The organism is Cohnella yongneupensis (genome assembly GCF_042655785.1).
GTDB classification, from domain to species: Bacteria; Bacillota; Bacilli; order Paenibacillales; family Paenibacillaceae; genus Cohnella; species Cohnella yongneupensis.
Genome location: NZ_JBHSNC010000056.1, coordinates 200873 through 226628, shown reverse-complemented (window position 1 = coordinate 226628; position 25756 = coordinate 200873). Strand labels below are relative to the sequence as shown.

At 51.9% G+C, this 25756-nt stretch carries 29 protein-coding genes and 2 pseudogenes; 9 read left to right on the top strand and 22 right to left on the bottom strand.

All coding sequences use genetic code 11. The features are described 5' to 3' along the window. Positions 1 to 4 precede the first annotated feature (4 nt). From ACFPQ4_RS20825 to ACFPQ4_RS20810, 4 genes are all read right to left on the bottom strand, one after another. Complete coding sequence (locus ACFPQ4_RS20825; RefSeq protein WP_378113824.1) at positions 5 to 301, bottom strand: hypothetical protein; 297 nt, start codon at positions 299 to 301, stop codon at positions 5 to 7. A 62-nt stretch (positions 302 to 363) separates the two neighbouring features. Continuing rightward, positions 364 to 927 carry an outer spore coat protein CotE gene (locus ACFPQ4_RS20820; RefSeq protein WP_378113823.1) on the bottom strand — a complete coding sequence of 188 codons (564 nt, stop codon included), beginning with the start codon at positions 925 to 927 and terminating at the stop codon, positions 364 to 366. Between the two features lie 98 nt (positions 928 to 1025). After that, on the bottom strand, positions 1026 to 1997 hold the full coding sequence (locus ACFPQ4_RS20815; RefSeq protein ID WP_378113822.1) for an aromatic acid exporter family protein: 972 nt from the start codon (positions 1995 to 1997) through the stop codon (positions 1026 to 1028). A gap of 78 nt (positions 1998 to 2075) precedes the next feature. Beyond that, entirely contained in the window at positions 2076 to 3605 is a 1530-nt protein-coding gene (locus ACFPQ4_RS20810; protein ID WP_378113821.1) for a carboxypeptidase M32, read from the bottom strand. A gap of 122 nt (positions 3606 to 3727) precedes the next feature. On the opposite strand from ACFPQ4_RS20810, the gene ACFPQ4_RS20805 reads away from it, so the two are divergent. Together ACFPQ4_RS20805 and ACFPQ4_RS20800 are read left to right on the top strand one after the other, a co-directional pair. Further along, positions 3728 to 4063: an iron-sulfur cluster biosynthesis family protein gene (locus ACFPQ4_RS20805; protein ID WP_378113820.1), complete on the top strand. Its 336-nt coding sequence runs from the start codon at positions 3728 to 3730 to the stop codon at positions 4061 to 4063. 29 nt (positions 4064 to 4092) lie between these two features. After that, on the top strand, positions 4093 to 4668 hold the full coding sequence (locus ACFPQ4_RS20800) for a beta-class carbonic anhydrase (RefSeq protein ID WP_378113819.1): 576 nt from the start codon (positions 4093 to 4095) through the stop codon (positions 4666 to 4668). Here the strand turns inward: ACFPQ4_RS20800 and ACFPQ4_RS20795 are convergent. After that, positions 4631 to 5197, bottom strand: a complete 567-nt coding sequence (locus ACFPQ4_RS20795) for a DUF309 domain-containing protein (protein WP_378113818.1) — start codon at positions 5195 to 5197, stop codon at positions 4631 to 4633. The two genes, ACFPQ4_RS20800 and ACFPQ4_RS20795, sit on opposite strands and share 38 nt — an antisense overlap. Positions 5198 to 5370: 173 nt before the next feature. Between ACFPQ4_RS20795 and ACFPQ4_RS20790 the strand changes: the two genes are divergently transcribed. Both ACFPQ4_RS20790 and ACFPQ4_RS20785 read left to right on the top strand, forming a co-directional pair. Further along, the gene (locus ACFPQ4_RS20790) at positions 5371 to 5817 is read left to right on the top strand and encodes a hypothetical protein (RefSeq protein ID WP_378113817.1); all 447 of its coding nucleotides are present in this window, start codon (positions 5371 to 5373) and stop codon (positions 5815 to 5817) included. Positions 5818 to 5822: 5 nt separating this feature from the next. After that, the gene (locus ACFPQ4_RS20785; protein ID WP_378113939.1) at positions 5823 to 6098 is read left to right on the top strand and encodes a DUF2653 family protein; all 276 of its coding nucleotides are present in this window, start codon (positions 5823 to 5825) and stop codon (positions 6096 to 6098) included. Between the two features lie 79 nt (positions 6099 to 6177). On the opposite strand, the gene ACFPQ4_RS20780 is transcribed toward ACFPQ4_RS20785, so the two are convergent. Next, positions 6178 to 7158 (bottom strand): aldo/keto reductase, encoded by a 981-nt coding sequence (locus ACFPQ4_RS20780; protein ID WP_378113816.1) that lies wholly within the window; start codon positions 7156 to 7158, stop codon positions 6178 to 6180. A gap of 184 nt (positions 7159 to 7342) precedes the next feature. Here ACFPQ4_RS20780 and ACFPQ4_RS20775 point away from each other — a divergent pair, with 184 nt between their 5' ends. Then, a complete protein-coding gene (locus tag ACFPQ4_RS20775) occupies positions 7343 to 7801 on the top strand; it encodes a hypothetical protein (RefSeq protein ID WP_378113815.1) in 459 nt (152 codons plus the stop codon). A 33-nt stretch (positions 7802 to 7834) separates the two neighbouring features. Then, positions 7835 to 8038 (top strand): DUF6199 family natural product biosynthesis protein, encoded by a 204-nt coding sequence (locus tag ACFPQ4_RS20770; protein WP_378113814.1) that lies wholly within the window; start codon positions 7835 to 7837, stop codon positions 8036 to 8038. 26 nt (positions 8039 to 8064) lie between these two features. Here the strand turns inward: ACFPQ4_RS20770 and ACFPQ4_RS20765 are convergent, their stop codons facing one another. The 4 genes and pseudogenes from ACFPQ4_RS20765 to ACFPQ4_RS20750 all read right to left on the bottom strand — a co-directional run bounded on the left by ACFPQ4_RS20765 (position 8065) and on the right by ACFPQ4_RS20750 (position 11515). Continuing rightward, complete coding sequence (locus ACFPQ4_RS20765; RefSeq protein WP_378113813.1) at positions 8065 to 9261, bottom strand: winged helix-turn-helix domain-containing protein; 1197 nt, start codon at positions 9259 to 9261, stop codon at positions 8065 to 8067. A 1-nt stretch (position 9262) separates the two neighbouring features. Continuing rightward, the gene (locus tag ACFPQ4_RS20760; protein ID WP_378113812.1) at positions 9263 to 9841 is read right to left on the bottom strand and encodes an LURP-one-related family protein; all 579 of its coding nucleotides are present in this window, start codon (positions 9839 to 9841) and stop codon (positions 9263 to 9265) included. Positions 9842 to 9946: 105 nt separating this feature from the next. Continuing rightward, entirely contained in the window at positions 9947 to 10759 is an 813-nt protein-coding gene (speD, locus tag ACFPQ4_RS20755; RefSeq protein ID WP_378113811.1) for an adenosylmethionine decarboxylase, read from the bottom strand. Between the two features lie 82 nt (positions 10760 to 10841). Then, positions 10842 to 11515, bottom strand: a pseudogene (locus ACFPQ4_RS20750) (GyrI-like domain-containing protein). Between the two features lie 159 nt (positions 11516 to 11674). Here ACFPQ4_RS20750 and ACFPQ4_RS20745 point away from each other — a divergent pair. Further along, positions 11675 to 12052, top strand: a complete 378-nt coding sequence (locus tag ACFPQ4_RS20745) for a YmaF family protein (protein WP_378113810.1) — start codon at positions 11675 to 11677, stop codon at positions 12050 to 12052. Positions 12053 to 12123: 71 nt separating this feature from the next. On the opposite strand, the gene ACFPQ4_RS20740 is transcribed toward ACFPQ4_RS20745, so the two are convergent. Then, positions 12124 to 13455 (bottom strand): multicopper oxidase domain-containing protein, encoded by a 1332-nt coding sequence (locus tag ACFPQ4_RS20740; protein WP_378113809.1) that lies wholly within the window; start codon positions 13453 to 13455, stop codon positions 12124 to 12126. A 97-nt stretch (positions 13456 to 13552) separates the two neighbouring features. After that, positions 13553 to 14782 (bottom strand): cupredoxin domain-containing protein, encoded by a 1230-nt coding sequence (locus tag ACFPQ4_RS20735; protein WP_378113808.1) that lies wholly within the window; start codon positions 14780 to 14782, stop codon positions 13553 to 13555. 287 nt (positions 14783 to 15069) lie between these two features. On the opposite strand from ACFPQ4_RS20735, the gene ACFPQ4_RS20730 reads away from it, so the two are divergent. Then, positions 15070 to 16485 carry an AAA family ATPase gene (locus ACFPQ4_RS20730; RefSeq protein WP_378113938.1) on the top strand — a complete coding sequence of 472 codons (1416 nt, stop codon included), beginning with the start codon at positions 15070 to 15072 and terminating at the stop codon, positions 16483 to 16485. A 159-nt stretch (positions 16486 to 16644) separates the two neighbouring features. Here the strand turns inward: ACFPQ4_RS20730 and ACFPQ4_RS20725 are convergent, their stop codons facing one another. The 6 genes from ACFPQ4_RS20725 to ACFPQ4_RS20700 all read right to left on the bottom strand — a co-directional run bounded on the left by ACFPQ4_RS20725 (position 16645) and on the right by ACFPQ4_RS20700 (position 22461). Further along, a complete protein-coding gene (locus ACFPQ4_RS20725; protein ID WP_378113807.1) occupies positions 16645 to 17259 on the bottom strand; it encodes a LysE/ArgO family amino acid transporter in 615 nt (204 codons plus the stop codon). Positions 17260 to 17363: 104 nt separating this feature from the next. Continuing rightward, positions 17364 to 18539, bottom strand: coding sequence for a sugar ABC transporter permease (locus ACFPQ4_RS20720; protein ID WP_378113806.1), 1176 nt, complete (start codon positions 18537 to 18539; stop codon positions 17364 to 17366). Positions 18540 to 18552: 13 nt separating this feature from the next. Then, on the bottom strand, positions 18553 to 20076 hold the full coding sequence (locus tag ACFPQ4_RS20715; protein WP_378113805.1) for an ATP-binding cassette domain-containing protein: 1524 nt from the start codon (positions 20074 to 20076) through the stop codon (positions 18553 to 18555). A gap of 99 nt (positions 20077 to 20175) precedes the next feature. Beyond that, the gene (locus tag ACFPQ4_RS20710; RefSeq protein WP_378113804.1) at positions 20176 to 21273 is read right to left on the bottom strand and encodes a sugar ABC transporter substrate-binding protein; all 1098 of its coding nucleotides are present in this window, start codon (positions 21271 to 21273) and stop codon (positions 20176 to 20178) included. A 281-nt stretch (positions 21274 to 21554) separates the two neighbouring features. After that, positions 21555 to 21944: a GIY-YIG nuclease family protein gene (locus ACFPQ4_RS20705; RefSeq protein WP_378113803.1), complete on the bottom strand. Its 390-nt coding sequence runs from the start codon at positions 21942 to 21944 to the stop codon at positions 21555 to 21557. 37 nt (positions 21945 to 21981) lie between these two features. Continuing rightward, a complete protein-coding gene (locus ACFPQ4_RS20700) occupies positions 21982 to 22461 on the bottom strand; it encodes a DUF6530 family protein (protein WP_378113937.1) in 480 nt (159 codons plus the stop codon). Positions 22462 to 22619: 158 nt separating this feature from the next. On the opposite strand from ACFPQ4_RS20700, the gene ACFPQ4_RS20695 reads away from it, so the two are divergent. Beyond that, positions 22620 to 23039 (top strand): VOC family protein, encoded by a 420-nt coding sequence (locus ACFPQ4_RS20695; protein ID WP_378113802.1) that lies wholly within the window; start codon positions 22620 to 22622, stop codon positions 23037 to 23039. Between the two features lie 54 nt (positions 23040 to 23093). Here the strand turns inward: ACFPQ4_RS20695 and ACFPQ4_RS20690 are convergent, their stop codons facing one another. The 4 genes and pseudogenes from ACFPQ4_RS20690 to ACFPQ4_RS20675 form a co-directional block, all read right to left on the bottom strand. Further along, positions 23094 to 24305 carry an aminopeptidase gene (locus ACFPQ4_RS20690; RefSeq protein WP_378113936.1) on the bottom strand — a complete coding sequence of 404 codons (1212 nt, stop codon included), beginning with the start codon at positions 24303 to 24305 and terminating at the stop codon, positions 23094 to 23096. A 20-nt stretch (positions 24306 to 24325) separates the two neighbouring features. After that, positions 24326 to 24805: pseudogene (locus ACFPQ4_RS20685) on the bottom strand (DsrE/DsrF/DrsH-like family protein); the annotation flags it as partial. Between the two features lie 87 nt (positions 24806 to 24892). After that, positions 24893 to 25423 carry a DUF1697 domain-containing protein gene (locus tag ACFPQ4_RS20680; protein ID WP_378113801.1) on the bottom strand — a complete coding sequence of 177 codons (531 nt, stop codon included), beginning with the start codon at positions 25421 to 25423 and terminating at the stop codon, positions 24893 to 24895. A 50-nt stretch (positions 25424 to 25473) separates the two neighbouring features. Further along, positions 25474 to 25743, bottom strand: coding sequence for an alpha-helical endospore appendage domain-containing protein (locus ACFPQ4_RS20675; RefSeq protein WP_378113799.1), 270 nt, complete (start codon positions 25741 to 25743; stop codon positions 25474 to 25476). Positions 25744 to 25756: the final 13 nt, after the last annotated feature.

Below are 25756 nucleotides of genomic sequence, written 5' to 3'. Positions count from 1 at the left end.
CTCCTTATTGTTCACCTATACATCGCGCCTTGCCGCCTCGCACCTGTTGCCAACCGATCGCTCGTTTTCTGCGCTCCACGCTCGAACCTACCGATTGCTCGTATCCCGCCACTCCGCACGCACCGCAACCTACCTTTCGCTCGTTGCCCGCCACTCCCGCCATACCCCATAAAACACGGGAAGGGCCGTCCCGCTGGCGATAAGTCGCCGAAGCCGAATGACCCTGTTCCGTGTTCGAAGCCATGGAACCTGCATCGGCTTTCGCCAAAAACAGGCTTTTCCCACCAACTAGATCGGGCATTCGCCCTCGACTTCTGTTCCGCTTCAGCATAGACATAAGTACCGGCCTTAAGACCGCACCGATTACAACTCGTCGTCTAACAGATCGGAATCGAGATCCTCAAAGTCTCCATCTTCGCCAAGCGAGAAATCTCCATCTTTGTCATCGTGGTCGCAGCCGCCCGGGCATACCGCGACGCAAACCTTCGTCTCCGCAATCATCTCCACGGCGAATTCCCGTTCGACGCGGATCGAGACGGACGAACCGCTGGCAGTAATCGTCGCTTCCACGCAATTCGGTTCCTGCGTTGCCTCCGCAGAGACCTCTTCCGTGGAGGCGCGATGTTTCGGGTCAACGTACGATAGAGGAATGAGCTCGACATACGAGATCGTTTCCTTGGCAACATCCGTCTGCGAATTCTTGCTGTAGGAGTACCAGATGTTAATATCGTATGACCCGATTACCTCGATTCCGTCCCCCGATTTCACCGATTCATACTGGTGATTGATGATCCACGCTCCCAATATGCTGGTCGGGTGGTGCGGCGGCGTCACGGTATGGGAAACCGCCTGGAACTTCCGGCCTTTTCCGCAAACCGCCTTCGTGATGATTTCCCTGCACTGCAGCCGTTTATCCGCAATAGCCATTTCGGTAGACCTCCTCCATACGATCAAGTCACTTAAAGTCTATGCAGGACATTCGTCTAGAGTGACAAAAATGTAAGCCTGCACAGCGCATTTACGTCTCATTGTATGATCGAAGTGGCGGAAGGAGACTTCCGTTTTTTTTCGCGGCTTGCAATAGACAAATAGCGACGCAATTCTCGCGTCAAATGGAAGAGCGCGGACCTCGTCTCGAACTCGTCGCGGCTTGCGGGGAGCGGCATTCCGCGGAAGCTTCCCTCTAAGTCACTCAACCTTCGCTCCGTTTCCCCCTCGTAAAATTCCGACTTCACGTCTTCGGTCAGCCGGTCGAACAAGGCGGCGATCAGCTCGGCTTGCGGTACGCGGCGCGAGACGAAGGCGACGGACTCCATCATCAGTTGAACGGAATCGAGCTGTCCCCGGCGCATATGAAAATAGAGCAACCACGGTTCGTTCTGCGGAATGAGCCGATTTTCGCGCGCTCGTCCCGCAACCTCGATCCCTTCTTCGATCGCTTTCGTAGAGCGCAGCAATTCTTCGCCGTCCCATATCGAGTCCGGATCCCGCAAATGCGTCGCCAGCTCCCGGAATATCGTCGAGAACCCTTCCTCCGCTACTTCCCTGAGCTTCTCGAGCGTCTTTTTTTCCTTCGGCATGTAAATCAAGTTGAACACCGTTGCCCATCCTAGGCCTATAAATAGCAACGCCAGCTCTGTGCCGATCGAATGCATGGCCACTTCTCCGCGCGCGAACAAATGGAACACGATGACCGAACCGGTAATGATGCCGTCTTTCAATCCGACCCGCGACAATAGCGGATACGAAATAAGAATATATAGGGATAATACCCAATAGTGAAAGCCGATCGCCTCGAACAAGATGGACGCGAGCAGCAAACCGAATACCGATGCCATGAAGCGGGCGAAGACGGTGCGCAAACCGCGCCACCTTGTCGTCTCTACTCCGAGAATGGCGAGCAAACCCGCGCCGAGCGGATTATCGATGCCGAGCAGCAATGCCGTATAAATAGCGGTCAGCGTAGCCGCCGCGGTCTTAATGACGCGAAATCCCATGAGCACCCCTCCGACGGACAACCGTAATGGCAAAAAGGACGAAGCAAGAGTGTCCTCTCGCCCGTCCTTTCCGAACCGTTACGCTAGCTTGTAAATCTCCTTGTATTTCTGCTCCAAATAGTCGCACAAATACGTCGATTCCAGCGGTTTGCCGCTAATCCGTTCGATAATGTCCGACGGATCGAGCAGCTTGCCGTAACGATAAACGCGCTCCGTCAACCATTCCTTCAGCGGCAGCAAGTTGCCAGCGGCAATCTGGCTATCGAGCTCCGGCAATTGCTCGCGTGCCGTCGCGATCATCTGGGCGCCGTACATGTTGCCGAGCGAGTACGACGGGAAGTAGCCGAACGCGCCGCCCGACCAATGCACGTCCTGCAGCACGCCTTCCGCGTTCGTTCCCGGCGTTACGCCGAGCGCTTCTGTATACTTGCGGTTCCACACTTCCGGCAGATCGCGCGGTGATAATCCTTCGTTGAACAGCATCTTCTCGATCTCATACCGGATCATAATGTGAAGGTTGTAAGTCAGCTCGTCGGCTTCGATACGAATGAGCGAAGGCTGCACCACGTTAATGCCGCGGTAAAACTGTTCGGCCGACACATCGTCCAACAAACCGGGGAACTCCTTCTTCAAGTCCGGCAAATACCGTTGCCAGAAGCCAAGGCTGCGTCCGACCATGTTTTCCCACAGGCGGGATTGCGATTCGTGGATGCCCATCGACGTACCAGTCGATAACGGCGTTCCCGCCAGCTCGGGCATAATGTTCTGTTCGTATAGCGCATGTCCGCCCTCGTGGATTGTGCCGAACAACGCGCTGGTCACGTCGTTAGGCAAATACCGCGTCGTAATTCTCACGTCGCCGGTAGACAGTCCGGTAGCAAATGGATGCACGCTCTCGTCTAGCCGGCCGGCATCGAAGTCGTACCCCATTTGTTTCAGGATAAGCTTGCTGAACCGCTTCTGCGCTTCTTTGTCGAACGTTCCTTCGAGGAACGAAGTGTCCGGCTTGTGCTCGGACTTCGCGATCGCTTCCGCCAGCGGAACGAGACGCGCGCGCAGCTCTCCGAACAACCGATCTAGCTCGACCGTCGTGAGCCCCGGTTCGTACATATCCAGCAGCGTGTCGTAAGGCGTTGCTTTCACGCCCCAAAGCTCGATAAACTTGCGGTTGTAATCGATGATCTTCTCTAAGTACGGGACGAATCCGTCGAAATCGTTATTTTCTTTCGCTTCTTCCCATGCGGACTCTGCCTGCGAGGTGAGGACTACATATTGTTGGTACATATCGGGCGGTATGCGACGGTTGCGCTCATAATCCTTATGCGTCTCCGTCACCAATCGCCGGTCGATCTCATTCAACTGCGAGAGCTGCTCCGGCTTCGTTAGCTCGGCGAGCAATTCGCCCATCTCGGCGGATGTCGCCAGCTTGAACGATTCGGCGGACAGCGTGCCGACCGCTTCGGAGCGTTGCGCGATCCCTTTGCGCGGAGCTCCCGTGCGCATATCCCAATAGATGACGCCGAGCAGCTCGTCGAAATGCTTGATCTTGCCGGTCAAAGCGCGAAAACGTTGCAGGGCATCGGAAGCGGGTTGTTCGTTATGACTCATCGACAAAAGCACATCCTTTCGATCCGGTAAAGTTATGTAAGGTTACGTATTGGATAATGTCTCCTTGATCATACTCTCCGCAATATTTATAATCAACTTACAACGAAGGGAGAGCGATACGAATGTACATCGATTGGAGCGAGGGTGCGATCCGGGAGATGGAAACGCGGTTCGGGCAGGACGCGAAACGATGGAAGCTCGTGTTCGATACCGAAGGGTGCGGATGCTCGGTTAACGGCGTGCCGACGTTCTGGCACGTGTCCAGCCCGGATCCCGACGATATTCAAGCCGGCAGCAACGGCGTCGAAGTATGGATTAAACCGCAGCACGAGCTGTTTTTCGACGAAATTCTTCGCGTGACGTACTTGCCGGAGCATCGCAGCTTTAAGCTGGCGAGCGACGGGCAAATTTATACGAACCGGCTGAAGCTGCAAGATCGCACGACGACTACCGTGTAACAAAGTATAAGAATGGAGGCAAGCTAGTCATGCGCAAAATCGACGAAATTATGGAGTTCAACGAGCAGTTCGTCGCCAACAAAGCCTACAAGGAAATCGAACGGAATTTTCCGGACAAGCGAATCGTTATCGTCACCTGCATGGATGCCAGGTTGACGGAGCTGCTGCCTAAGGCGATGGATTTGAAGGACGGCGACGCCAAAATCATCAAAAACGCCGGCGCCATCATTACCGCGCCTTTCGGCAACATTATGCGCAGCGTTCTTGTCGCGCTATACGAGTTGAACGCTCACGAAGTGTTTATTATCGGCCACTTGAATTGCGGCATGACGGGGATCGATCCGGAAACCGTCGTGGGACACATGTTGGAGCGCGGAGTGCCTGAGCAAACAATTCATACGTTGCGCCATTCCGGCGTAAGCCTCAATCGCTGGCTGACCGGCTTCGACAGCGTACGGGAGAGCGTCGTGAACAGCGTGGACATCGTTCGCAATCATCCGCTGCTGCCTCCGAACACTCCGATTCACGGACTCATTATCGATCCTCAGACCGGCGAGCTTGATAAAGTCATTGACGGGTATCAGTATTTGGAGTCGATCGGCTAAGCGCTTTGCGCTTGGCTGACGCTTCGCGCGCCTCGATGACTTCGCTACGGTCGCGGAGTTTGTGCCGGTTGATCACTTGATCCCCCGCTTCCATCCCGCTGATCCCCCATCTATATCCTAGGGTTAGGCTTCTTTGCCGGGCGGCCTCGAGCAAATTCGCATCCGTGAACGGAAAATCGAAATCTTCATATGCGATTACCGGACTTTCACTCCAACGGCGATAAGTGCCCTCGAGCTGTTCCTTAAGCTTGCCGCCATCGATGCCGAGCCGATCGAACAGTTCGGTATCCGCCTCTTGCGAGGCTTTGCCCATAAGCTTGAGCGCGCCGGACCGATTGCCTCTACGGGCATGATAGAGCGATACCGGTATGCGGATGAGCACGAGCCAACAGCTGAGAAGCGGCGACTCGGGGTGCTCCTTCCAATATTCCTCCATGATTTCATGGCATTCGAAGTAGTCCCTGGAGCCGTAGTACTCCGCTAAGTATTGAATGTATTCGTCAGGATATGATGATGGAATAGGCATCATAGAGGTACCTCTCACTTTCGCGATCTAGTCATGTGTCCGATATGTACAAGCATATCGCAATTCGCCCGCGCAATCACTCCACAAATTTCTTGCGAAATTTACGGAACGCGATCGTAACGCATGCGTATTACTACCCATGAACATCTTCAATCCTACTGGAGGACTACAAACACATGTTGAAAAAAGCGCTATTGATCTTCAGCTTGTTCGCATTCACGATCGCAGTAACGGTTCCGATGCAAAGCGCGGACGCTAAACCCCGTTCGTTCAGTTCGGGGAAGAAATCTTTCACGAAGACGCCTTCCAAATCGGATAGCGGCGTAAGCAGCTCTTCGACGAAATCTTCGAGCTCAAAGTCCACTACCGGAACGACAGCTAATCGCGGCTTCTTCTCCGGCGGCAGCTTTATGCAAGGCATGATGATCGGCGGCTTGGCCGGCTTGATGTTCGGGGGCGCGTTCGGCGGCATGGGCGCCTTAGGTAATATGATGGGATTGATCGTCAACGTCATTGCGTTATTCATCCTGTTCGCCGTCTTCCGTGCCATCTACGAGCGCTTCAAAAATCGCCGTAATCCGCAAAATCCGGATCGTAACGGTCCGAACGGCCCGCGCTGGTAATGACGATGCGGTTATCGATGGATGAAATCGTAAACGCCGTTTGCCTGCACCTTTCGGAACGGCATGAAGTTCCGGTCGAGAGCGTTGAAGTGGAATTGCTCTTCGACGAGGAACAAGGCTTCAGCGCGGAAGTATCGGTGCAAGGCCGTAGCCGGTTTATTATCGAAGCGAATATTAAAGAAGCGATCGCGCGGTATATGCTAACGGAGTACGATCAACGCGTATTCCCGTCGCAAATCACGCTCGACGTCGAAGACGAAATTTGGGCGGACATCGCCTAACGACAATAGAGACTGTTCCGTTAGCCGAGAGATCGGCTGTGGAACAGTCTCTTTTTAATATCGAGCCGTTATTTAAGGCTTACCAAGCATACGCCTTAGGAGCCGATCCGCCGGGACCCGGGAAAATTTCGTCCAGACGCTTCAGCGTCGCTTCGTCCAGCGCGATATCGACGACGCGCAGCGCGCCTTCAACCTGTTCCAACGTACGAGGACCGATAATCGGCGCCGTCATGGAAGGTTGTACGAGCGTCCATGCGAGCGCGACGTTCGCCTCGCTCTCCCCGATGTCGCGGCATAGCGCTTCGAAGGCGACCAATTGCTCGCGATGGCGCTCCACCCTCTCCGGATTGTTCGCCCGCTTCGAGCCTTCGATCGGCTTCAGCGCGTGGCCGCTGAGCAAGCCGCCGTCTAGCGGGCTCCACGCGATGACGCCGATACCAAGCTCCTCGGCGGCCGGAAGCACTTCCAGCTCAGGCAGACGGCATAACAAGCTGTACTTATGTTGTTCGCTGACAAGGCCGAGCATGCGGCTTGCCTTCGCTTCGTATTGCGCTTTAACGAGATCGCGTCCCGCGAAGTTACTGGAGCCTACGTAGCCGATCTTGCCTTGATGCAGCACGACGCTGAACGCTTCCCATAGCTCCTCCCAAGAGACGTTGCGGTCGACATGGTGCATTTGATAAAGCTCGATATGATCGGTCTGCAGACGCTTGAGAGATTTCTCAAGATGACGACGGAGCTTATACGCGGACAATCCGCCTTCGCTGTTCGGACCGTCATTCTCATCGCTCATATCGCCGTAAAATTTAGTAGCCAGTACGACTTTCTCGCGGCGTCCGCCGCCTTGGGCGAACCAACGGCCGATAATTTCCTCGGTTTTCCCCGCGTTTTTGCCCCAGCCGTAAATGTTGGCGGTATCGAAGAAGTTGATGCCCGCATCTAGCGCCGCGTCCATGATCCGGAACGACTCCTTCTCGTCCGTGTCGACGCCGAAGTTCATCGTTCCTAGGCAAAGCTTGCTGACCTTCAGGCCGGATCGGCCGAGTTGACTGAATTTCACCTTGTACACGCCCCTCTTCTCCATGATTAACCAATACCTATTTTATCGGATTAGCTTGCCGAAAACAAAGCGGCCATCTCAGGCTGGCCTTCCCCTCTAGTTGCGCAACCGACTTCTTCGGATTGCGTATCAATGATTATGTCGGAGAGGATGATCGAATATCGATACGGGCAAACGGTTCAACATGCTTAAAAACCCTACTTTCGTTTTCTTTGCCTTGCTCCTGACGGTGTCCTTAACCGTCGGAATTTTGTCTCATGCTTACTTTGCTGCACGTGTTTTCAATATCGAACTGAACACGTATACGTTCCAAAGCGAGGTTGGAAACCATATTACTTACGTCAGCCCTTCGGCAGATCCCGTCCAAGTGCGATCGCAGGGACAACTTCGCACGTTGACGATCGAAGGCAAGGAATACGCGCTTACCAAAAAAGCAGGGGAGCAAATGGATCAACCGTCTTTCGATGTTATGTATCCGGACGGCCGACATTTCGAGGTGCGGGATCATGGCCGTATTTTATTGAGTTACGACGAGCAAGGCCTTTGGGTACCCGAAAGTATGCTCTTCGTGAATGATGAAAGGATCATGTCCGAAGGGGAAGAACGGTTTACGCCGGTTACGCTCGTAACTGCCGCCTATTAGGAATATCACCACAAACGAGGCGCGCCGGCACTTTTGTTCCTTGCGTTAGGCTTAATGGTCTACGGATGGAGCGGGTACCGTTATCGAAAGCTCCAGGATTTCTTTTTCTCTCTCTCGCTATATCGATTCTGGGTGAAGGGTGATCCCGAGCCGAGCGATTTTTATTATTTCATGTGCAAGGCAGGCGGAATCCTTGTCATGATCGGTGCCGTCATCATCGCTTTCTATGCCTATTAAAGAAGGAGCCCTGTTGGGCTCCTTTGTTATTTCGATATAAAATTCCGTTCATCTCGTACATTCTCACATCCGTTAAACGCCGCGAATCGCTCCAGTCTTTGACGCAGAAGCTTGCGGAACGCTTTGTCCGGCTCAGCGCCTTTCTCAAGCCAATAGCCGATAAGGTTAAGCTGCTTCGTCTTCTTGTCCGCGACCACCTCGATTCGTCCGATGAACGCGTCGCCGTACAGCACCGGAAGAACGTAGTAGCCGTACTTTCGCTCCGCTACGGGGGTGTAGATTTCCCACTTATAATCGAAATCGAACAACGCTTTGATCAGCTTGCGATCCCAGATCAGATTGTCGAGCGGCGCGATGAATTCTACCCGACGGATCGGGTCGGGATCGGACGAAAGCACCGCCCGGAGCAGCGGTTCGTCCGCCATTCCGATATAGAGAGGATCCGCGATTCCTTCAACGGAACAAGCAACGATCGAACGGTCAGCAATCAGTGACGCGAAAGCGTCTTTGCGGTCTTGCGCCTTCAAGCGATCTATACCAAGCCAAGCGTCGGAAGGCTTGTTCCACAGCATCCCGACCGAACGAATGCGCCGAAGCACCATCCATTTCGTATAGTCTGCATCCGTCTTGTTCGGATCCTCGTCACTCAAAACAGCCGAATCAATGTGATCCTCCGCCAAAGCGTAATACTTGATCGTTCCCTTCTTATGATGGACGATCAAATCCCCGCAGAAATACAGCGTCTCCAGCACGGCTCGCGATAACGTCGTCGGACTCCACGACCAGTCCACCGTTTCCTTAAGCGGAACGTCCTTGGAGCACGCCGGCCCTTGCTCTCGGATGAATTGCTTGACTTCGTCGGCGACCGAATCGACCTTATCACGGCTTCGGCCATGATTGCGATACAGCCCGCGGGTTCTCTCGAAATATTTCCAATCGTCGGCCGGGATGATCGACAGTTGCTTGTCGAAATAGTCGACGAGCTTGCGGTCTTTATATAGGAGCTCGTTCAGCATTTCCTTCGTAAAGTCCGACACTCTCGATTGCAGCACCAGTTCGGCGTTTTTGCCGCACGCATCGATCGGATCGAATTGAATGCAGCCGGCTTGTTCGACGAATTCGACCACACCCTGTTTGCCCTTGAACTTGTACTCTCCGATCAACCCATGCTTAGCCAGCAAAAATGCGCGAGCCTGTGCCTTAGTAAGCCTATAGTCGCTCATCCTACCCTTGCTGCCCTTCGATAACGACCAGAAGAACCGCAGCGGCAAGGCCTAACCGACGATCGAGCTTATTTGCCGAGTCGAGCGAAAAGTCCAAATTTAGCTTGCCGACGAACGGATTCAAGTCCTGCTTAAACAACGCTACACGCTCGCCGCCCATTTCCACATGGAACTTTTGCGGAATCAGATTGGTCAGGAATCTTCTGAGGAGCGCCATCAAAGGGCTATCTTCCTTGATCAGTCCCACTTCGGCTTCGCTAGCATCCAAAATGACCCACTCGTCCTTGAGAATAGACTTCATGCCTTTGCGACGCATGGAACCGAGCTTTTCTCCGGTTACGGAATCCACCACGTCATACGTCGCGGAAAAGTCGATGACGCTGCGAGCCTGGATGGAAATTAGCTCTTCCTGCATCGTAGAATCGCCGTAAAGCCGAATATCTTCCTTGAGCTTAAACGCCTTCATTTGCGAGAACAGGATTTCGCGGCCATCGCTATCGAAGATATCGATTTTGGCTCCTACTAGAGATAAAATTTGCTTCCTTACGAGATATCGGTCATGACTGAATTTCGGATTCATGAATGGGCCCCCCGCGTTCGAATTCGACAAGTTTTTAGGTTGTGACTTATCCAATTCGACGATTCGAACGGAATCTCCTCCCTGCTCCCTGCGCGGGAACGACGGTCAAGTAAACACCATGTTCTTACCGTAGAAGATCTCGTCCATCTCCCACTTGACGCTCTTCTCGATCTCCAGCTGCTCCTCCTTGCTCAGCGTGTCTTTCGTATATCCGAACAAGTAGTTGTTCAGGTCGAATTCCCGAAGCTTGCACTTCGTATGGAATATATTTTCCTGATATACGTTTACGTCGATCATTTGGTATAGATCTTGAACTTCCGGAGGGATATAGTTCTGGATGGAGCTGATCTCGTGATCGATGAACAGCTTATGGCCGTGAATGTCGCGCGTGAAGCCTCTAACCCGGTAATCCATCGTCATGATGTCGGTATCGAAGGAGTGGATGAGGTAGTTCAATGCTTTAAGCGGAGAAATTTCTCCGCAGGTGGAAACGTCGATATCCGCTCGGAACGTGCTGATCCCTTCGTCCGGGTGATATTCGGGATACGTATGTACGGTGATATGGCTCGTGTTCAGATGCATGACGACCGCGCCTGGCAAAGGACCGGGCGACTCTTCGAACGACTCGTTGGGCGCTTGCTCGATCGGACCTTCGGACACGAGCATGGTCACGCTGGCTCCCTGCGGCTCATAGTCCTGCTTGGACACGTTCAGTACATGGGCGCCGATAATGTCGGCAACGGACTTTAAGATGGCGGTCAAACGGTCGGCGTTATATTGCTCGTCGATATACGCAAGGTAAGCCTCGCGCTCCTCTTTCGTCTTCGTAAAACAAATATCGTACATGTTAAAGCTGAGCGATTTGGTCAAATTGTTAAAGCCGTGCAAAGTAATCCGTTGCTCGGAAGTAAGTAACATGTCTGCTCCCCCTAAGGTTATCGCAAGCGGGCGATATTGAAGTCCACGCATAGGATGCGATGCCTCGGCGGCTTCTATTCCATTATTCGGAAGGCTTGACCGGAATCCAAATTTCGCTTCTATACGTAGGAGAAGTCATGTCTTTGTGCTCGTTCCACAATATTTCCGGTCCGGGCGCTTGCTCGTATCTCGATGACGGGAACCACTCGGAGTAGATGCGCCCCCATACGTTTTGCAACGTTTCCGGAAAAGGCCCGACCGCTTCGAATACAGCCCACGTCGATGGCGCGACTTCCAGACGGGCAAATGGCTCCGGACATTCAAGCGTCGTCGCTACGCCGATGTAATGATCCAACTCTCCTTTCTCCTCCATTCTCCCTTCGGAAAAATTCGCGGACGCGCTAAGCAATCCGAGCGGGGTTACGTTAGACAGCTGCTTAAGCGTGCGGATCCGCTCTTCGTTCAAGCTTTGCCACATGGCGGCGATATCCGGATTGACCCCATGGAAGACGATCGGCACGCGTTTCATAATGCCCACGATTCTGAAAGCTTCTTTGTATTCGATTCTGTAGTTCATTTCGTCCCCTCCAGTAACGGTAAGTTGAAAGGTCATTCGAGGATAAGATTTGAGATTATCCGCGTAAAATGATATTCCGAACAATGAGCTCGCTTAGCCGCTTCTCTAAGGTCGATCTCCTCGGCAAGGTTACTTTCGATGTAATGCAAGGCTCCGTTCATATTCTCGAGCAAATTCATCGTTTGGCCACCTTTCACGACTCTAGATTAGCAGAAGTTGCTCTCTCCCATCCGACATTTCGTGTTCGACTTTAGCATGATCCCCTAATTGCGTCCAAACCGCCTCCCCTCCATCGCCATATACTTTGGAAGTAACAGTTCGGGAGGTGAATAACGAATATGGAAAGAGCAAATTGGAAAAAGCTTAACCTTCACGGGCGCAAGGGCGTCGCCGGAAAGTTACGCTCGGTCAGACAGACGCACGTGCACGAATTTCTCGGCAGCACGAGGCTTGCGGAAGAAGGCGACGACCGTCATAATCACCGGTTCGCCGGCGTAACTGGCCAGGTCATCCCAAGAGGCAGCAGTCACATTCATGCCATCACGACGAATACGGACTTTTTTAACCATCTCCATCGCGTTCGGATTTTTACCGGACCTGCCATTGCTGTCGGTAACGGCAAACACATCCACTTCGTCATGGGCTCTACGACGTTTAACGACGGTCACGTTCACCGATTCAAATTCGCGACGCTAATCGACAAACCGCTCGTGTAATTCGCGAAAAAGGACACCTTCGAGGAGGAATCTCCCACGTCGGTGTCCTTTGTTGCGAGTGACCAATCCTATCACTCTACGATAACTTTCCCTCTAATCGAAGGGTGGATCGTACAACCGTAAGCATAAGTGCCCGCTTTCGTGAACGTATAGCTGAACGTTTTTTTCGGGAACAGGTTACCGCTGTTAAACAACCCGTCATCGCTCGTCACCGTATGGACTTGCCTGTCCGCGTTCGTCCAGATGACCGTATCTCCGACTTTGACATGAAGCTCTTTCACGGAGACGGAGAGCGAGTTGATATTGACGGGGATGCCGTCTTTACTAGCCGCTGTCGAACCGTCGCCGCCAGCCGCCGCATTGGCGTGGCTGCAATCGGTCGAAGCCATTGCCGCGGAATGAGTCGCCGAAGCGGAGGATTTCGGCGCGACGCAAATCATCGTATGAAGACCGCCGGGATAGACGCCGTCGTTCGTGTTGTCTACGATATTGTGGCTATGCAGCGGGAATTCGCCGGGTTGATCGAACGTGACCAGAATATCGTACCGTTCCGCCGGACCGATCGTCAGCGTGTCTTTCTCGATCGGGGCGGGAAGCGGACGTCCGTCGGACGCGATAACCTTGAAATGATAGCCGTGCATATGGAAGCTGTGCTCTTCGTATCCGCTGTTAATAAACCGTATCAGTATTTTCTGCCCGACGGTAGCCGTCACCATCGTAGACGGATCGTTCATCGTGTCCGGGAACGACTTGCCGTTGATCGTCCAGAATCGCGGATGGAAGTCGGTGCGATCGTACGGTTTGCCTTCCGCAACCGCCTGATGCCACACGGGATCGAATTCATTGAGCAGCATCACGTACTCTTTGTCGTAAGCCGGACCGCCGGTCCACGCCTTCTTCTCTCCGTTCTTGGCTTTGACGATGAACGCGCCGTGCATGCCCATTTGCAGATGCTCTACCGTATCGACATGACAATGGTAATAATACGAGCCGGCATGCGAAGCGATGAATTTATACGTAAAGCTTTCTCCGGGTTTGACGGGCGGGCTCGTATCCGGTACGCCGTCGTTCGCCTGATCCGTATCGAGGCCGTGAAAATGGATCGTATGCGAAAGCGGCTGAATGCCTGCTTTGCTTGGACCTAAGTTCGTCAGCGTAACTTCGACCTGGTCGCCCTCGTTAACCGTAAGCGTCGGTGCCGGATACGTTGCGGTACCTTTTTGATTTTTCAAGCTGTAGCCCCATATATAAGCTTTCGTGCCGTCGGCCAGCGTCGCGTATCCGTCCGTTGCGTATAATTGAAACTTCTTCGTCACAGGAGGAGTAACCGCCGATGCATGACGGCTATCCACGATCGAGCTGATCGTGAATCCCGCGGCCAGAATGAGCAATATGGCAAACAATAAAGTTTTACCTCTCGCATAGATCACAAGCATATTTAGCACCCCGCTTAAACAATAAGAAGGTGAGAGACGGATAGTCTCTCACCTCTTGCCTATATTACTTTGCCGTTACGGTGACTAACTTGATCGCCGCGTCGTAGTTGTACGTGCCGCCGACTTTGGCTACGACTTCCTGAATGGAAACATACGTTTTTTTGTTGATCGTATATTTCACGATGTCTTTGCCTACGACGAGCTTTTGTTTCGTAAGCTTTGCCACGACCGTCGATGGGACAAGCGTCTGGCCTTGCTTGACTTGAACGTCCGTTACGATAGGGACATTATTGACGACAAGCTTAGCGGCGCCTTTAGGTGCGACGATGACTTTGCCGGATTTGCCCCATACCGGATCCGTGAACGTATAAGTGCCTGCTTTGGAGAACTTCAGGGTGAAAGGCATAGCCGGCATAGCAGGCATTCCCGCCATGGCAGGCATTGCCGGCATGATCGGACCGGAGCTTATCGTCTCCTTGCCGTCGAAGTCCGGTCCGCCTGTCGGAGTCTCCAACAACGGATCAAAATCCCCATTATCTTTGATCGGAACGAAGCCTTTCGGTAGGTTGAAGAAGACGAATTGGAAGTCCGGCGCATCGGTATTCCACGTGATCGAGTCGCCTTCATTAATATAGTACGTGTTCGGAGAGTACGCGTTAATCATCAACTCGGGCGTTCCCGAACCCGCATAACCGCTATAAGTGAACGAGCCGTCTTTGTTCTTCGCGTAACTCGTTACGCTTCTTTCCTTTTTGATCGACGCGACTTGTTGATCTAACTCTTTAAGCTTGGCGGCTTGCTGCGCTTGTTGGTCTGCTTTGGAAGGGATCGGCTGTCCTTTAGGAACGACGATTATATCGCCCACCATAGCTGGATGAAGGAGGCAAAGGTATGGATATACGCCGCTGCCTGTAAACGTAATGGAATAACTTTGCCCAGGGAACATCAACCCGGAGTTGATCATTGATTTGCCGTCCCAACTCGAACCGTTAGGTACGCTAGGTGCCGCGAAGCTATCATCCGGCGCCGCAGGCGTCGTCTGCCCCCAGAACGTAACGGTATGCGGTGCCGCGACTCCGCGATTGGTGAAGTTAACCGTATCGCCTTCGTGAATGATCAGCGTTCTTGGCTGCATGGAAAAGATAATGACTTCGGTGCTATTAACGATGCTTACGTCGACATCCCAGCTTTGCGCGGTCGTGCTTGTGTCCGATGTAGCGAACGCCGTTTGACCGCCGATCGTGACAAACAATGCAAGAACGAGAATCCACAATCCGAGCTTCTTCTTGAACATAGTTTCCCTCCACCATTTAACGAACTGATTTCCATCATGTGTCGGACATTAAATCCAACATATGGATCTTAATAGGTATGCACTTCCATCTTCAATCTCATTTTTACTTTCATTCTTGGCGGCACGATCGATGGATGTCCGCGAGTAACGAATTTTAGGTAGTTGCATCGATTCATTAGAACCTTTGTCGGATGCATTCGCTCAAACGCGGTAAACCGATATACTTAGGAATGAAATAATATGTATGATTATGGAAGCGCGAGGGGATCGCATTGCTCGTTGGCGATATGTTGAGAGTCCGTGAGAGTACACGGTTCGTAGGACGAAAGCATGAACTTCGGCAGATGGATCGGTTATTAACCGAGGACATGGACGAATGGCGGTTGTTACGGCTTCACGGTCCGAGCGGGATTGGAAAAACGGCGCTATTAAAGCAGTTCGAGGCTCTGCACGCACATGATGCGATCGTGCTCTATGCAGACTGCTCCACTCACCGGACAATCGAAAGTTTGTATCGCGACTGGAGCGACGGCTTGGCCAAATTCGTTGGGATACCGCATTTCGATATTAGCTTAATACCCGACGGCGTAAGGCTTGCGGATCGACTCAACCGCACGGGAAGGAAAGATCATTCGAAAGTCGTTCTGCTGTTGGATGCTATCGAGCAAGGGGACGCGATTTGTCGTTCGCTTTATGAATGGTTGTTAACGTTGGAGTGCACGATCAAAGTCATCACGGCCGGACAATACCCTATGGAAAGCCATCTTGCGCTTACCGGCTGGCACCGCATGATTCATCATCTTCGTATCGGGCCGTTGGAATACGGAGAGCAATTGGAGATTTTGCGTCATCAAAGCATTCATAACCGCGCCCAGCAAGAAGAGCTGGCGCATTGGGCCGGCGGATTTCCGCTCGCGCTTTCGCTTGCCGAGGAGCTTACATCCGATCAAGCCGATAATAGCTTGTTATATGGAACGAAACGCGACATCCTATGCGGCCGCTTGGTTGAACGGTTGCTCTCTCGCGTTGAGGAACCGCTGGTTTTCAAATTAATTGAAATAAGCGCGATGCTCCACCGTTTTAACGAGGATACGCTTACGCAGCTATTAAACGAACGATTGTCGACTTCCGAATTCCTCGGATTTGTCCGTATGCCTTTCATCGACCATGATGAAATCGGTTGGTCTTTGATGTTGGCCATGAAGGTTTGGGTACAAACCGACATGAGACGACGAAAACCGAAAACGTACGAGATGATCAAATCGCGAGTAATGGAGCTGGTCAAGAACGAAACGCCTGCCGTAATTCACGAGCAGATACCCGACGCTGCCCAAGCCGATGAAGCTGCCTACCATGCCGTCAATCAAATTTTGCTGAACTATGCCAAGATGGCCGACCATCCCGATACGGTTTCCCGGTTCGCCGGCGCGTTTCCACGATTGTTAGGCTCGCATTCGTCGATCAGAGAGTCGATCCTCTATGTTCGTTCGACCATACGAAGAGGCATTCAAGCGATGAGCGAACAATCGGATGAGCACGTTAAGCTCGGCAAACTGTTGGAGCAAGCTTATTTGCTCGGCAAACGAACCCACGAGAAAAACGCGGAAAGGCTCGGTTACTCCATGGCGACATATTATCGCAAATTAAACAAAGCCAAGCGGTCGTTAACGGATACGTTGGCTAGACTCCATAGCCTTGCGTAAACGAACAAGGACAACAGCCCGATCGGGATATAACGATATAACGCCCCGTTCGTTCTGGAATGCAAGCGCCGTTAAGTTGACGACGTCCGCGACGTCTGATTGTTCCATTGTCCTGATATTCATGGCTGCCTCCATAGATGCCTATATAGTTATGCCGGATTAATCGAAAAGCGAGCTGACGAGGTACAGAGCGGTGCCCCACATGAAGAGCGCGGAGACGCGGTTCAACATCCCAAGCACGTTGCCCGATCGATCGATGCTCCCTACCGCTTTCCCGGCGTAAGCCAAAGAAGCAAACCAAAGCCACGATACGACGATACAAGTAAGCGCGAATACTACTTTGTCCGCTCCGCCGTATTTTAACGAACTCGTTCCGATTACGCCGACCGTATCCAAAATCGCATGGGGATTCAACAACGATACCGATAGCGCGAACGCGATTTGCTTCCTTGGAGGCACTCGTTCTTCTTGGCGTTGTAGCGGTTTTGGCTTGCTATTCCATGTTACCCACCCCATATAGAGCAGGAACAAGATTCCCGCGCCGATCATCGAAACCTTGACGGCATGATGACCTAGCGCAACCGTCGATACGCCTCCCACCGCGAATAAGATTAATAACGTGTCGCAGATCGAAGCGGTAATGACGACGGGAAGCGCCTTATAATAGCGAGAATGCGCCGCTCCTTGATTGAATACGAACAGGTTCTGTACGCCTAGCGGCAAAATAAGACCGATCGCCAGAATGAACGCATTAATGATGACATCGAAGTTCATATCTCGTTGTTCTCTCCGTTTCTTGCGGCAAAAAAGCCATCCAGTCAGTCATTATAACATGACTAACGGGACGGCTTCCTTGTAGATTATGGCTCGAGGAACGATTACCCTCTCTTTTTGCGCGTCATTACGTCGAAGATTACCGCAGCGGCAAGTACGCCTCCGCGAATCATATACTGATAGGAAATGCCTACGCCCATCAGGTTCATGCCGCTTGTCAGGGACATCATTACGATAGCCCCGATGATGGAACCGGTAACTTTACCGACGCCGCCAGCCGCGGATACGCCGCCGACATAAGCTGCCGCGATCGCGTCCAGCTCGAACAGCGTTCCGGCCGTGGTGGACGCGGATTGCAAACGGGAAGTGAACAGGATGCCGGAAAGCGCCGCCATCATGCCCATAGAGCCGAAGACGATATAGGTGATCTTTTTAACGTTGATGCCGCTAAGATGCGCTGCTTCCGGATTGCTTCCGACCGCATAAATATGTCTGCCGAGCACCGTCGAGCCCATTAGGAAGTGATAGACCGCAACAACGACGAGTACGATTATCATCGTCCAGGAGAAGCCGTTGTAACCTGCTAGAATCCAAGTAATATAGGAGATAATCGCCGATACGAATACGAGCTTGATGACGAACATACCCATAGAGATCACTTCGAAGTTATACTTCAGCTTGTTGCGGCGCTTAGAAACTTCGCTATAGATGAATAACAGAATGAACAAGCCGCCGATGATGAGTGACAGCAAATGCAAGCCGCCGATCGTCGATATAGCCGGAATGAAACCGTTGCCGATCGCGTTGAAGTGAGCGTCATTCGTATTGATCGTACCCGTCTTCTCCGTTACTTGAAGCAATGCGCCGCGGAAAATCAGCATCCCCGCGAGAGAAGCGACGAAGGAAGGAATTCCCACCGATGCAACCAGAAAACCGTTTAGCATCCCGATAACGATACCGAGCACGAGAATGATCGGAATCGTCAGCCAGAACGGCACGCCGGCTTGCGTCATTAATATGGCAGCGATTGCACCCATGAAGCCCGCCGCGAAGCCGACCGACAAGTCGATATGCCGAATAATAATGACGAGCGTCATGCCTACGGCAAGCACGGCGATATAGCCCATTTGGTCAAGCAAGTTACTAATGTTCCGGGAAGACATGAACAATCCGTTCGTCAAGATCGAGAACGTGACCATGATGACGAATAAGGCGATGTACATCCCATATTCCCGTATGTTGACTTTAATTAACGATTTGGCTTCTTTAGCTATGTTCACCAGAGACTTCCCCCTATTGCGTTGCTAGCTGCATGATTTTTTCTTGGTTCGCTTCCTCGATATTTAATTCGCCCTTGATCTTGCCTTCGGCCATAATATAGATACGGTCGCTCATGCCTAACACTTCGGGCAATTCGGACGAGATCATGATGATGCTCATGCCTTCGCTGATCAACTTGTTCATGATCGTATAAATTTCGAATTTCGCGCCTACGTCGATTCCGCGAGTCGGTTCGTCTAGAATGAGTAGGGTCGGATTAACGAACAACCATTTGCCTAGCGATACTTTTTGTTGATTACCGCCGCTCAAATTTCCTACGAGTTGTTCGACCGAAGGGGCTTTTATATTCAAAGACCGTTTGTATTCATTGGAAATTTTAACTTCTTCGTTCATTTCGATAATGCCGCGGGAAGCGATGGCATTCAAGTTCGCGGCCGAAATATTTTGTTTAATGTCTTGGATCAAAAATAATCCGTTTCCTTTTCGGTCTTCCGTTACGTAAGCAATACCCGCTTTTATCGCGTCTTTCGTATGCTTAAAGGACACTTTGTTGCCGTCTAGCAGCATTTCGCCTTGCAATTTGTAACCCTTCGGATTACCGAAAATACTTTGCGCGAGCTCCGTGCGACCGGAACCCATCAAACCAGCGATACCAACGATTTCGCCTTTTCTAACGTGCAAATTGATGTTGTTAGCTACTTTCCGACCGAGCGACGAATCGTATGCCGTCCAATTGTTGATTTCGAGAATGTTGCTGCCGAAGTTCCTGTTCGTTCTCTTCGGATAAATATCGTCGATTTCCCGACCGACCATGTTCTTGATAATAACGCTCTCCGAAATTTCGCCTTTCGACGCATCGAGCGTACAGATCGTCTGGCCGTCCCGCAATACGGTAGCTTTGTCCGCGATGGCGATGACTTCCTTCAGCTTGTGGGAAATCATGATGCTCGTAATGCCTTGGTCCTTCAGCTCGCGTAGCAATTGCAACAAGTTCTCGCTATCGTTCTCGTTAAGCGCGGCCGTCGGTTCATCCAAAATGAGCAGCTTTACGTCTTTGCTGAGCGCTTTGGCGATTTCGACCAACTGTTGCTTGCCGACGCCCAAGTCCTTGATCTGAACCTCGGGGTTAATGTCCAGCTTCACTTTGCGAAGCATTTCCTTCGCCCGCACGATCGTTTCGTTCCAGTCGATGATGCCGCCTTTTTTGATCTCGTTGCCCGCGAATATGTTCTCGTAGACGGTTAGGTCGGGAAACAACGCGAGCTCCTGATAAATGATCGCGATACCCGTCTTCACGCTATCGCTAATGTGCGCGAAGCTTTGCACGCTGCCATCGAACACGATATCCCCGGAATAGGTGCCATGCGGATAGACGCCGCTTAACACCTTCATCAAGGTCGATTTGCCCGCGCCGTTTTCGCCGATCAGACAATGGATTTCGCTTCTGCCGACTTTGAAGTTGACGTTGGAGAGCGCCTTCACACCGGTGAATTCTTTCGATATGTCGTTCATTTCTAAAAGGTATGGATTGTTCATAGCGTTGCGCTCCTTAACGAAAAAGCTCTTATAATAGCGGAATAGTGATAGACAGATCTATCACTATTCCGTCCGTAATTTAATGAATTTCGGTTGCGATTACAAGCCGGTGAAGTCTCCTTTTGCGTAGTAGCCAGAATCGATGAGCACCGATTGAACGTTCGCTTTATCGACAACGTTGATGTTCGTTTGTTTCGCTTTAACGTCGATTTTACCGTTAGGATAGACTCCCGTCGTTTCAGGCGTGTTGCCATCGAGGATGGAAACAGCCATGCCCATTGCGTCTTTAACGAGGGTGCGAACGTCTTTGAATACGGTCATCGATTGTTTGCCGTCGATGATGTATTGGATCGAAGATTTATCCGCATCTTGACCGGAAATGACATGGCTGGTAATTGCTGAATCGGCGCCGAATACGTCTGCAATCGCACGGGACGTGCCGTCGTTCGGAGCCAAGATAGCAACATCGCCTTTAGCGTCAGCAGCAGCTGCCGTCAAGTGGGATTGCGCTTTGTTCTTCGCTTCGTTAGGTTCCCAGTTCGTCGTAATTTGTCCGACGATTTTGCTCATTTCGTCGCGGGACAGTTCAGCTTTGTCTTGAAGAGCTACAGCTTCGCTGGAGTTAGCGATTTTGAACGTACCGTCAGCGATTTTAGGTTGAAGAACTTCCCATGCGCCTTGGAAGAACAAGAACGCGTTGTTATCGGAAGCCGCGCCAGCGTACAGGTACAGCGGTTGGCCGTTGCCTTTAGCGTGGTCTACGAGATATTGCGCCTGTTTCCTGCCTACATCGACGGAATCGAACGTCACGTAGTAGTCAACGGCGTCCGTGTTCGTGATCAGACGGTCGTAGGAAATGACTTTGATGCCTTCATCTCTCGCTGCTTCTACTGCAGCACCAGCTGCATCGCCATCGTAAGGACAAATAATCAATACTTTAATGCCTTTAGCGATTAAGGCTTCAACGTTTTCTTTCTCTTTTGCGGATGAACCTTGGCTGAACAAAATTTCCGTCTTATACTTCGTATCTTTGATAGCATCCTTAAATCTTTGTTCGTCTTGGATCCATCTTTCCTCGTCTTTCGTCGGCAATACGATACCTACTTCAATGTCCTTGCTCTTGCTGCAAGCTGCAACCAACATAGCAAACATTGCGATGATCATGACTAGCGAGAACGACTTAACAAATCTCTTCATTCTTCTACCCCTCTCGAGTGTTTGTAGCTTTGTGACAATTGCCGTTCAGCTTCATGAGCTAGACGCAATTGCCTGTTCGTCTCTTGGTCGACTAACTCTCAATAGGTTTAAGCTAGCCGCGAGATAGACTAAGTATACTTAAGAAACGCTCAGGAAAAAGGGTGGCATTCTTTAGATCGTATGCGTGATTTTTATGAATCGTAATGCTTGCGCAATACCTTTTTAATGAAAATGCAACAAAAACCCGGCACGAGTGCCAGGCTTTATTGCGTATGCGCGAATTACTTTCTTCTCTTTTTATTGTATCCTTGGTTTCCGTACGGTTGGAGCTTCTCGAGCCACAGCTCAAGCAAAGCCTCCACCTCATCCTTATAGGCCTTCAATTCGGAACGGTCGCTCATATGTTCCTCTCGCGGGCTAATTCGATCGAGCTCCTCGAATACGAATGCGGCTCCACCGTAGGTATTCCAATCTTCTCTAAGCTCCGAAACCATATTCGTGTTCATCTGTTGCATGAACGTCAACCGGTTTCTCGCGCCTTCTAGATCCATCGCGCAGTTCACGAGTATTTTGCCGTTTTGAACGTTCCGAATTTGATATACGCCCATCGGGCGAAACAATTGCGCGTAGGCCGAAGCAAGCTCTTTCTTAGTCTGTTTGTCCAGCGTCATCGTGATTCACCTTCCTAGTCCGCGAATCTCCTGATCTTCAGTACCCCATGTCTTTCAATATGCTCGACAACGTTCTAAGGCGTTCGCCGACCAGCTCGCTGTCGTCGCTAAGCGCTTGGTTGAACAAACGGATATCTTCGTTGATCTTCTCGTTGTCCGTGCACACTTCGACGGTCATTGCGTCTCCCTGCAAGCCTATTCGATCGATGATCGGGTTTGCGGGATCGTACAAGTTCGGAAAGCGGTACGACTCGCGAAAATGCGATATCGAACGAGCCACCAATATCGCGAGGTCAAGCACGCGGTGAATGGGAAGCTCCTCCGACTGACGGGACCACTTGTCTCCGGTATGGCGCCATACTTTAGCCGAAATATCGACTTTCCCCCGATCGTTCCACTGCGCTAACCCTAGCGAGAGACCTTGCGTGTCGGTCTGATTCGCGAAGCGTCCGTCCACGTTCCCGTAATTTTCCGTAACGATGACCGGTTTATGTTTTAAAGTCGTTGGAATTTTCATCATTTCCGCATCTCTCCATTTACTAATTTACTAAATTACTAAGTTGCATACCTCATAATAGTCCACCTGTCGCATGCACGTCAAGCTCGCTTTCAAATGGGGACAACCTCATGATACAATATACCAGGGTTACCCAATTCGACTAGGGAGTTGAGATTATGGCGTTTGACGTCTATTTGAATTTTTCCGGGAACGCGCGCGAAGCCGTTGAGTTTTACGCAGGGGTATTCGGCGTAGAAGTCTCTAACATGATGACATTCGGAGAAGCTCCTCCGCATCCGGACTACCCTTTGCCCGAAGAGGCGAAAAACTTGATCATGCACGCCCGGCTCGATATCGATGGCGGCGCCGTCATGTTCACCGACGTTTTCCCAGGCTCGCCTTTTACCGTCGGCAACAACGTAAGCTTAGTCGTGAACGGCGACAGCAAAGAGAAGATGGATACGTTATTCAATAAGCTGAAAGTCGGCGGCAACGTAACGATGGAATTGCAGGAGACGTTCTGGAGCAAATATTACGGCATGCTGACGGATAAATTCGGTGTTCAGTGGATGTTCAATCACATTGCAGAGTCGTAAACCGACACAACGAAAATGGAGCCGCCCGATATCGGGCAGCTCCATTTTTTGTTCTCAGATTGCCCAATTTCCTTGTCGGAACACCGGTGTCTCGGTACCTTCCGCGTCGATGCCGTCGATATCCAGCTCGGCGTTGCCGATCATGAAGTCGACGTGCGTCAGACTGTCGTTCAAGCCGCGCTCCCGAAGTTGTTCCTTGCTCATCGTCTTACCGCCTTCCAGGCAAAAAGGAAGCGCGAATCCGATCGCCAAATGACAAGCAGCGTTCTCGTCGAACAGAGTGTTGTAAAAAATAACGTTCGAGTCCGAGATCGGGGAGCGATGCGGTACAAGCGCAACCTCGCCCAAATAATGCGAGCCGTCGTCCGTCTCGATCAGTTGCCGCAACGTATCGTAAGCTTTCGCGGCGCTGTACTCGACTACGCGTCCGTCTTTGAACGTAAGCGAGAAATCTTCGATCAGGTTGCCTCCGTAGCTTAACGGTTTACTGCTCGTAACCTTCCCGTTAACGCGGTCGCGATGAGGAACCGTGAACACTTCCTCGGTCGGCATATTCGGGATGAAGGCCGTCCCGCGTTCGTTGCGCGCTCCCGCGCAGCACCATAGGTGTCCGTCCGGCAATCCGACCGTCAGATCGGTACCCGGTCCACGGTAGCGGAGCGCCGTAAACTTGCGTTCGTTCAGCCGATCCCCGTACGCTTGCAGCGAGCTTGCATGTTCGCGCCACATGGCGACAGGCTCCACCTCGTCCACCCGCGTAGCCGCGAAAATAGCGTCCCACAACGCGTCTTCGCGCGCGGACGGATCGACTTCCGGGAACACTTTGGCTGCCCAAGCAGGCGAGGGTACCGCAACGATGGACCATGCGACTTTGCTATTCAGCGTATATTGGCGGAACGGTTGCAGAGCTGTCGATTGCGCCTTCGAATACGCGTTGACGCGTGCCGGATCGATGCCGGCCAACAGATCGGGATCTCCCGCTTCGACCCATAGGAACGCCGCGCCTCCCGCCGCCATCTCTTCCCTGCCCTTCGCATGCCAGGACGGATATTCCGCTAAAGCTTCTTCCGGCGCGAGTTCGAATCGCGTTCTCGTGACGGATTCGTCGCTCCAGTCTACGTGAACGTGGCGCGCGCCTGCTTCATAAGCGCATCGCGTTACGACGCGAACGAACTCCGCTGCGGCGATCGGCGCGATCACGCATAACGTCTGATCCGGCTGAACGTTCACCCCGACCTCTACCGCCAGCTTGGCGTATTGTTTCATACGTTCCTCAAAAGGCTTGATCAAAGAAGGATCCCCCTGTCATTAAATAAATTAAGGCCTGCATCCTCCGCGTCGCCCAAATAGCTAGCAACGCCCGCGTAATCGATGCCGTCGATTAGCTCTTCCCGCTTAATTCCCATAATATCCATGCTCATCGTGCAGGCAATCAGGTTAACTCCGGCGCTAATGGCGCCTTCTATCAAAGATTCGAGCGACTGCACGTTTTTGCTGTCCATGACGTGCCGGATCATCTTAGGACCGATGCCCGCCATATTCATCTTGGATAACGGCAAGCTCGTCGAGCCTTTAGGCATCATCATGCCGAGCATCGATTCCATCGCCGACTTCTTGACCGGCGGAGCATCGGCTCTGCGCAGCACGTTCAAGCCCCAGAACGTGAAGAACATCGTAACCTTCTTCCTCATCGCCGCCGCTCCGGTAGCGATGATAAAAGCGGCGATCGTCTTGTCCAAGTCTCCGCTGAACACGACCAACTTCGCGATCACCTGGTGGCCGCTCAGCATGTACTATTATTACTATAGCCGCAAAACGGCATAAGGCGTTGGCGCCTTATGCCGTCTTCTCTTTCATGACTCGGACAGTTCAACCATCTTCAACACCGTTTTCCAGTTTCGCATCGTCGCCGGACCGATCTTTTGCAACTTCTTAGGCAGCTTGGAGTCCAGCATGCTTTGCGAGAAGAACCAATAAATCGCCCTCCCGTCGATCTTATACTCATCCAATCCGCAGTCAATGTCCGGAATGTTCCGAATGTCTTGTTCTGTAGGCGGTTCCTTCAAAAGCGACAAGTGAATGCTCTGCCCCTCCGCGAGCCCCTCGAACGAATACGGACACCGATTCCTAATAGCCTTCATTTCGTCCCTGCTCCTGATCATCGTCGGCACGGGAAATCCGAACGCGCCGGCAAGCGACTCTTCGAATCTAGCTTCCAATACATCCGCGTCGTCGGCAGATTCGAACAGGACATTCCCGCTCTGTATGTATGTCCGCACGCGTTGCATGCCGAGTTGTTCGAGTACGCGTTTCAAATCCGCCATCTTGATCAAATGATTACCGCCAACGTTAATGCCGCGCAAAAAAGCCATGTATAGCACCACGACCATTTCCTTCCATCGATTGACATACTCCTATTATAGCTTAAATTCGATCATGCGCGTGTAGCTCCTGTCGGACCGATCGGATCCAAATAGTCCATTATCGTTTTTAGCTTTTCGAGCAAGATCCGCTCTTTACTAGCCACGCTTTCGATCGTTTTACGGACGCTTTTGTTCACCTTCAGCACTTTGCCGATTTTGCCGTGTCTTTTGCACCGATGACGATGCTTTTTACAATGATGTTTATGATGATGCTTAGGTTGATCGCCTGGTCCATCCGGCACTCCGATCGCATATTGAATTTTATCGCCTTCGGCGTTCAATAGGTGCCCGAGT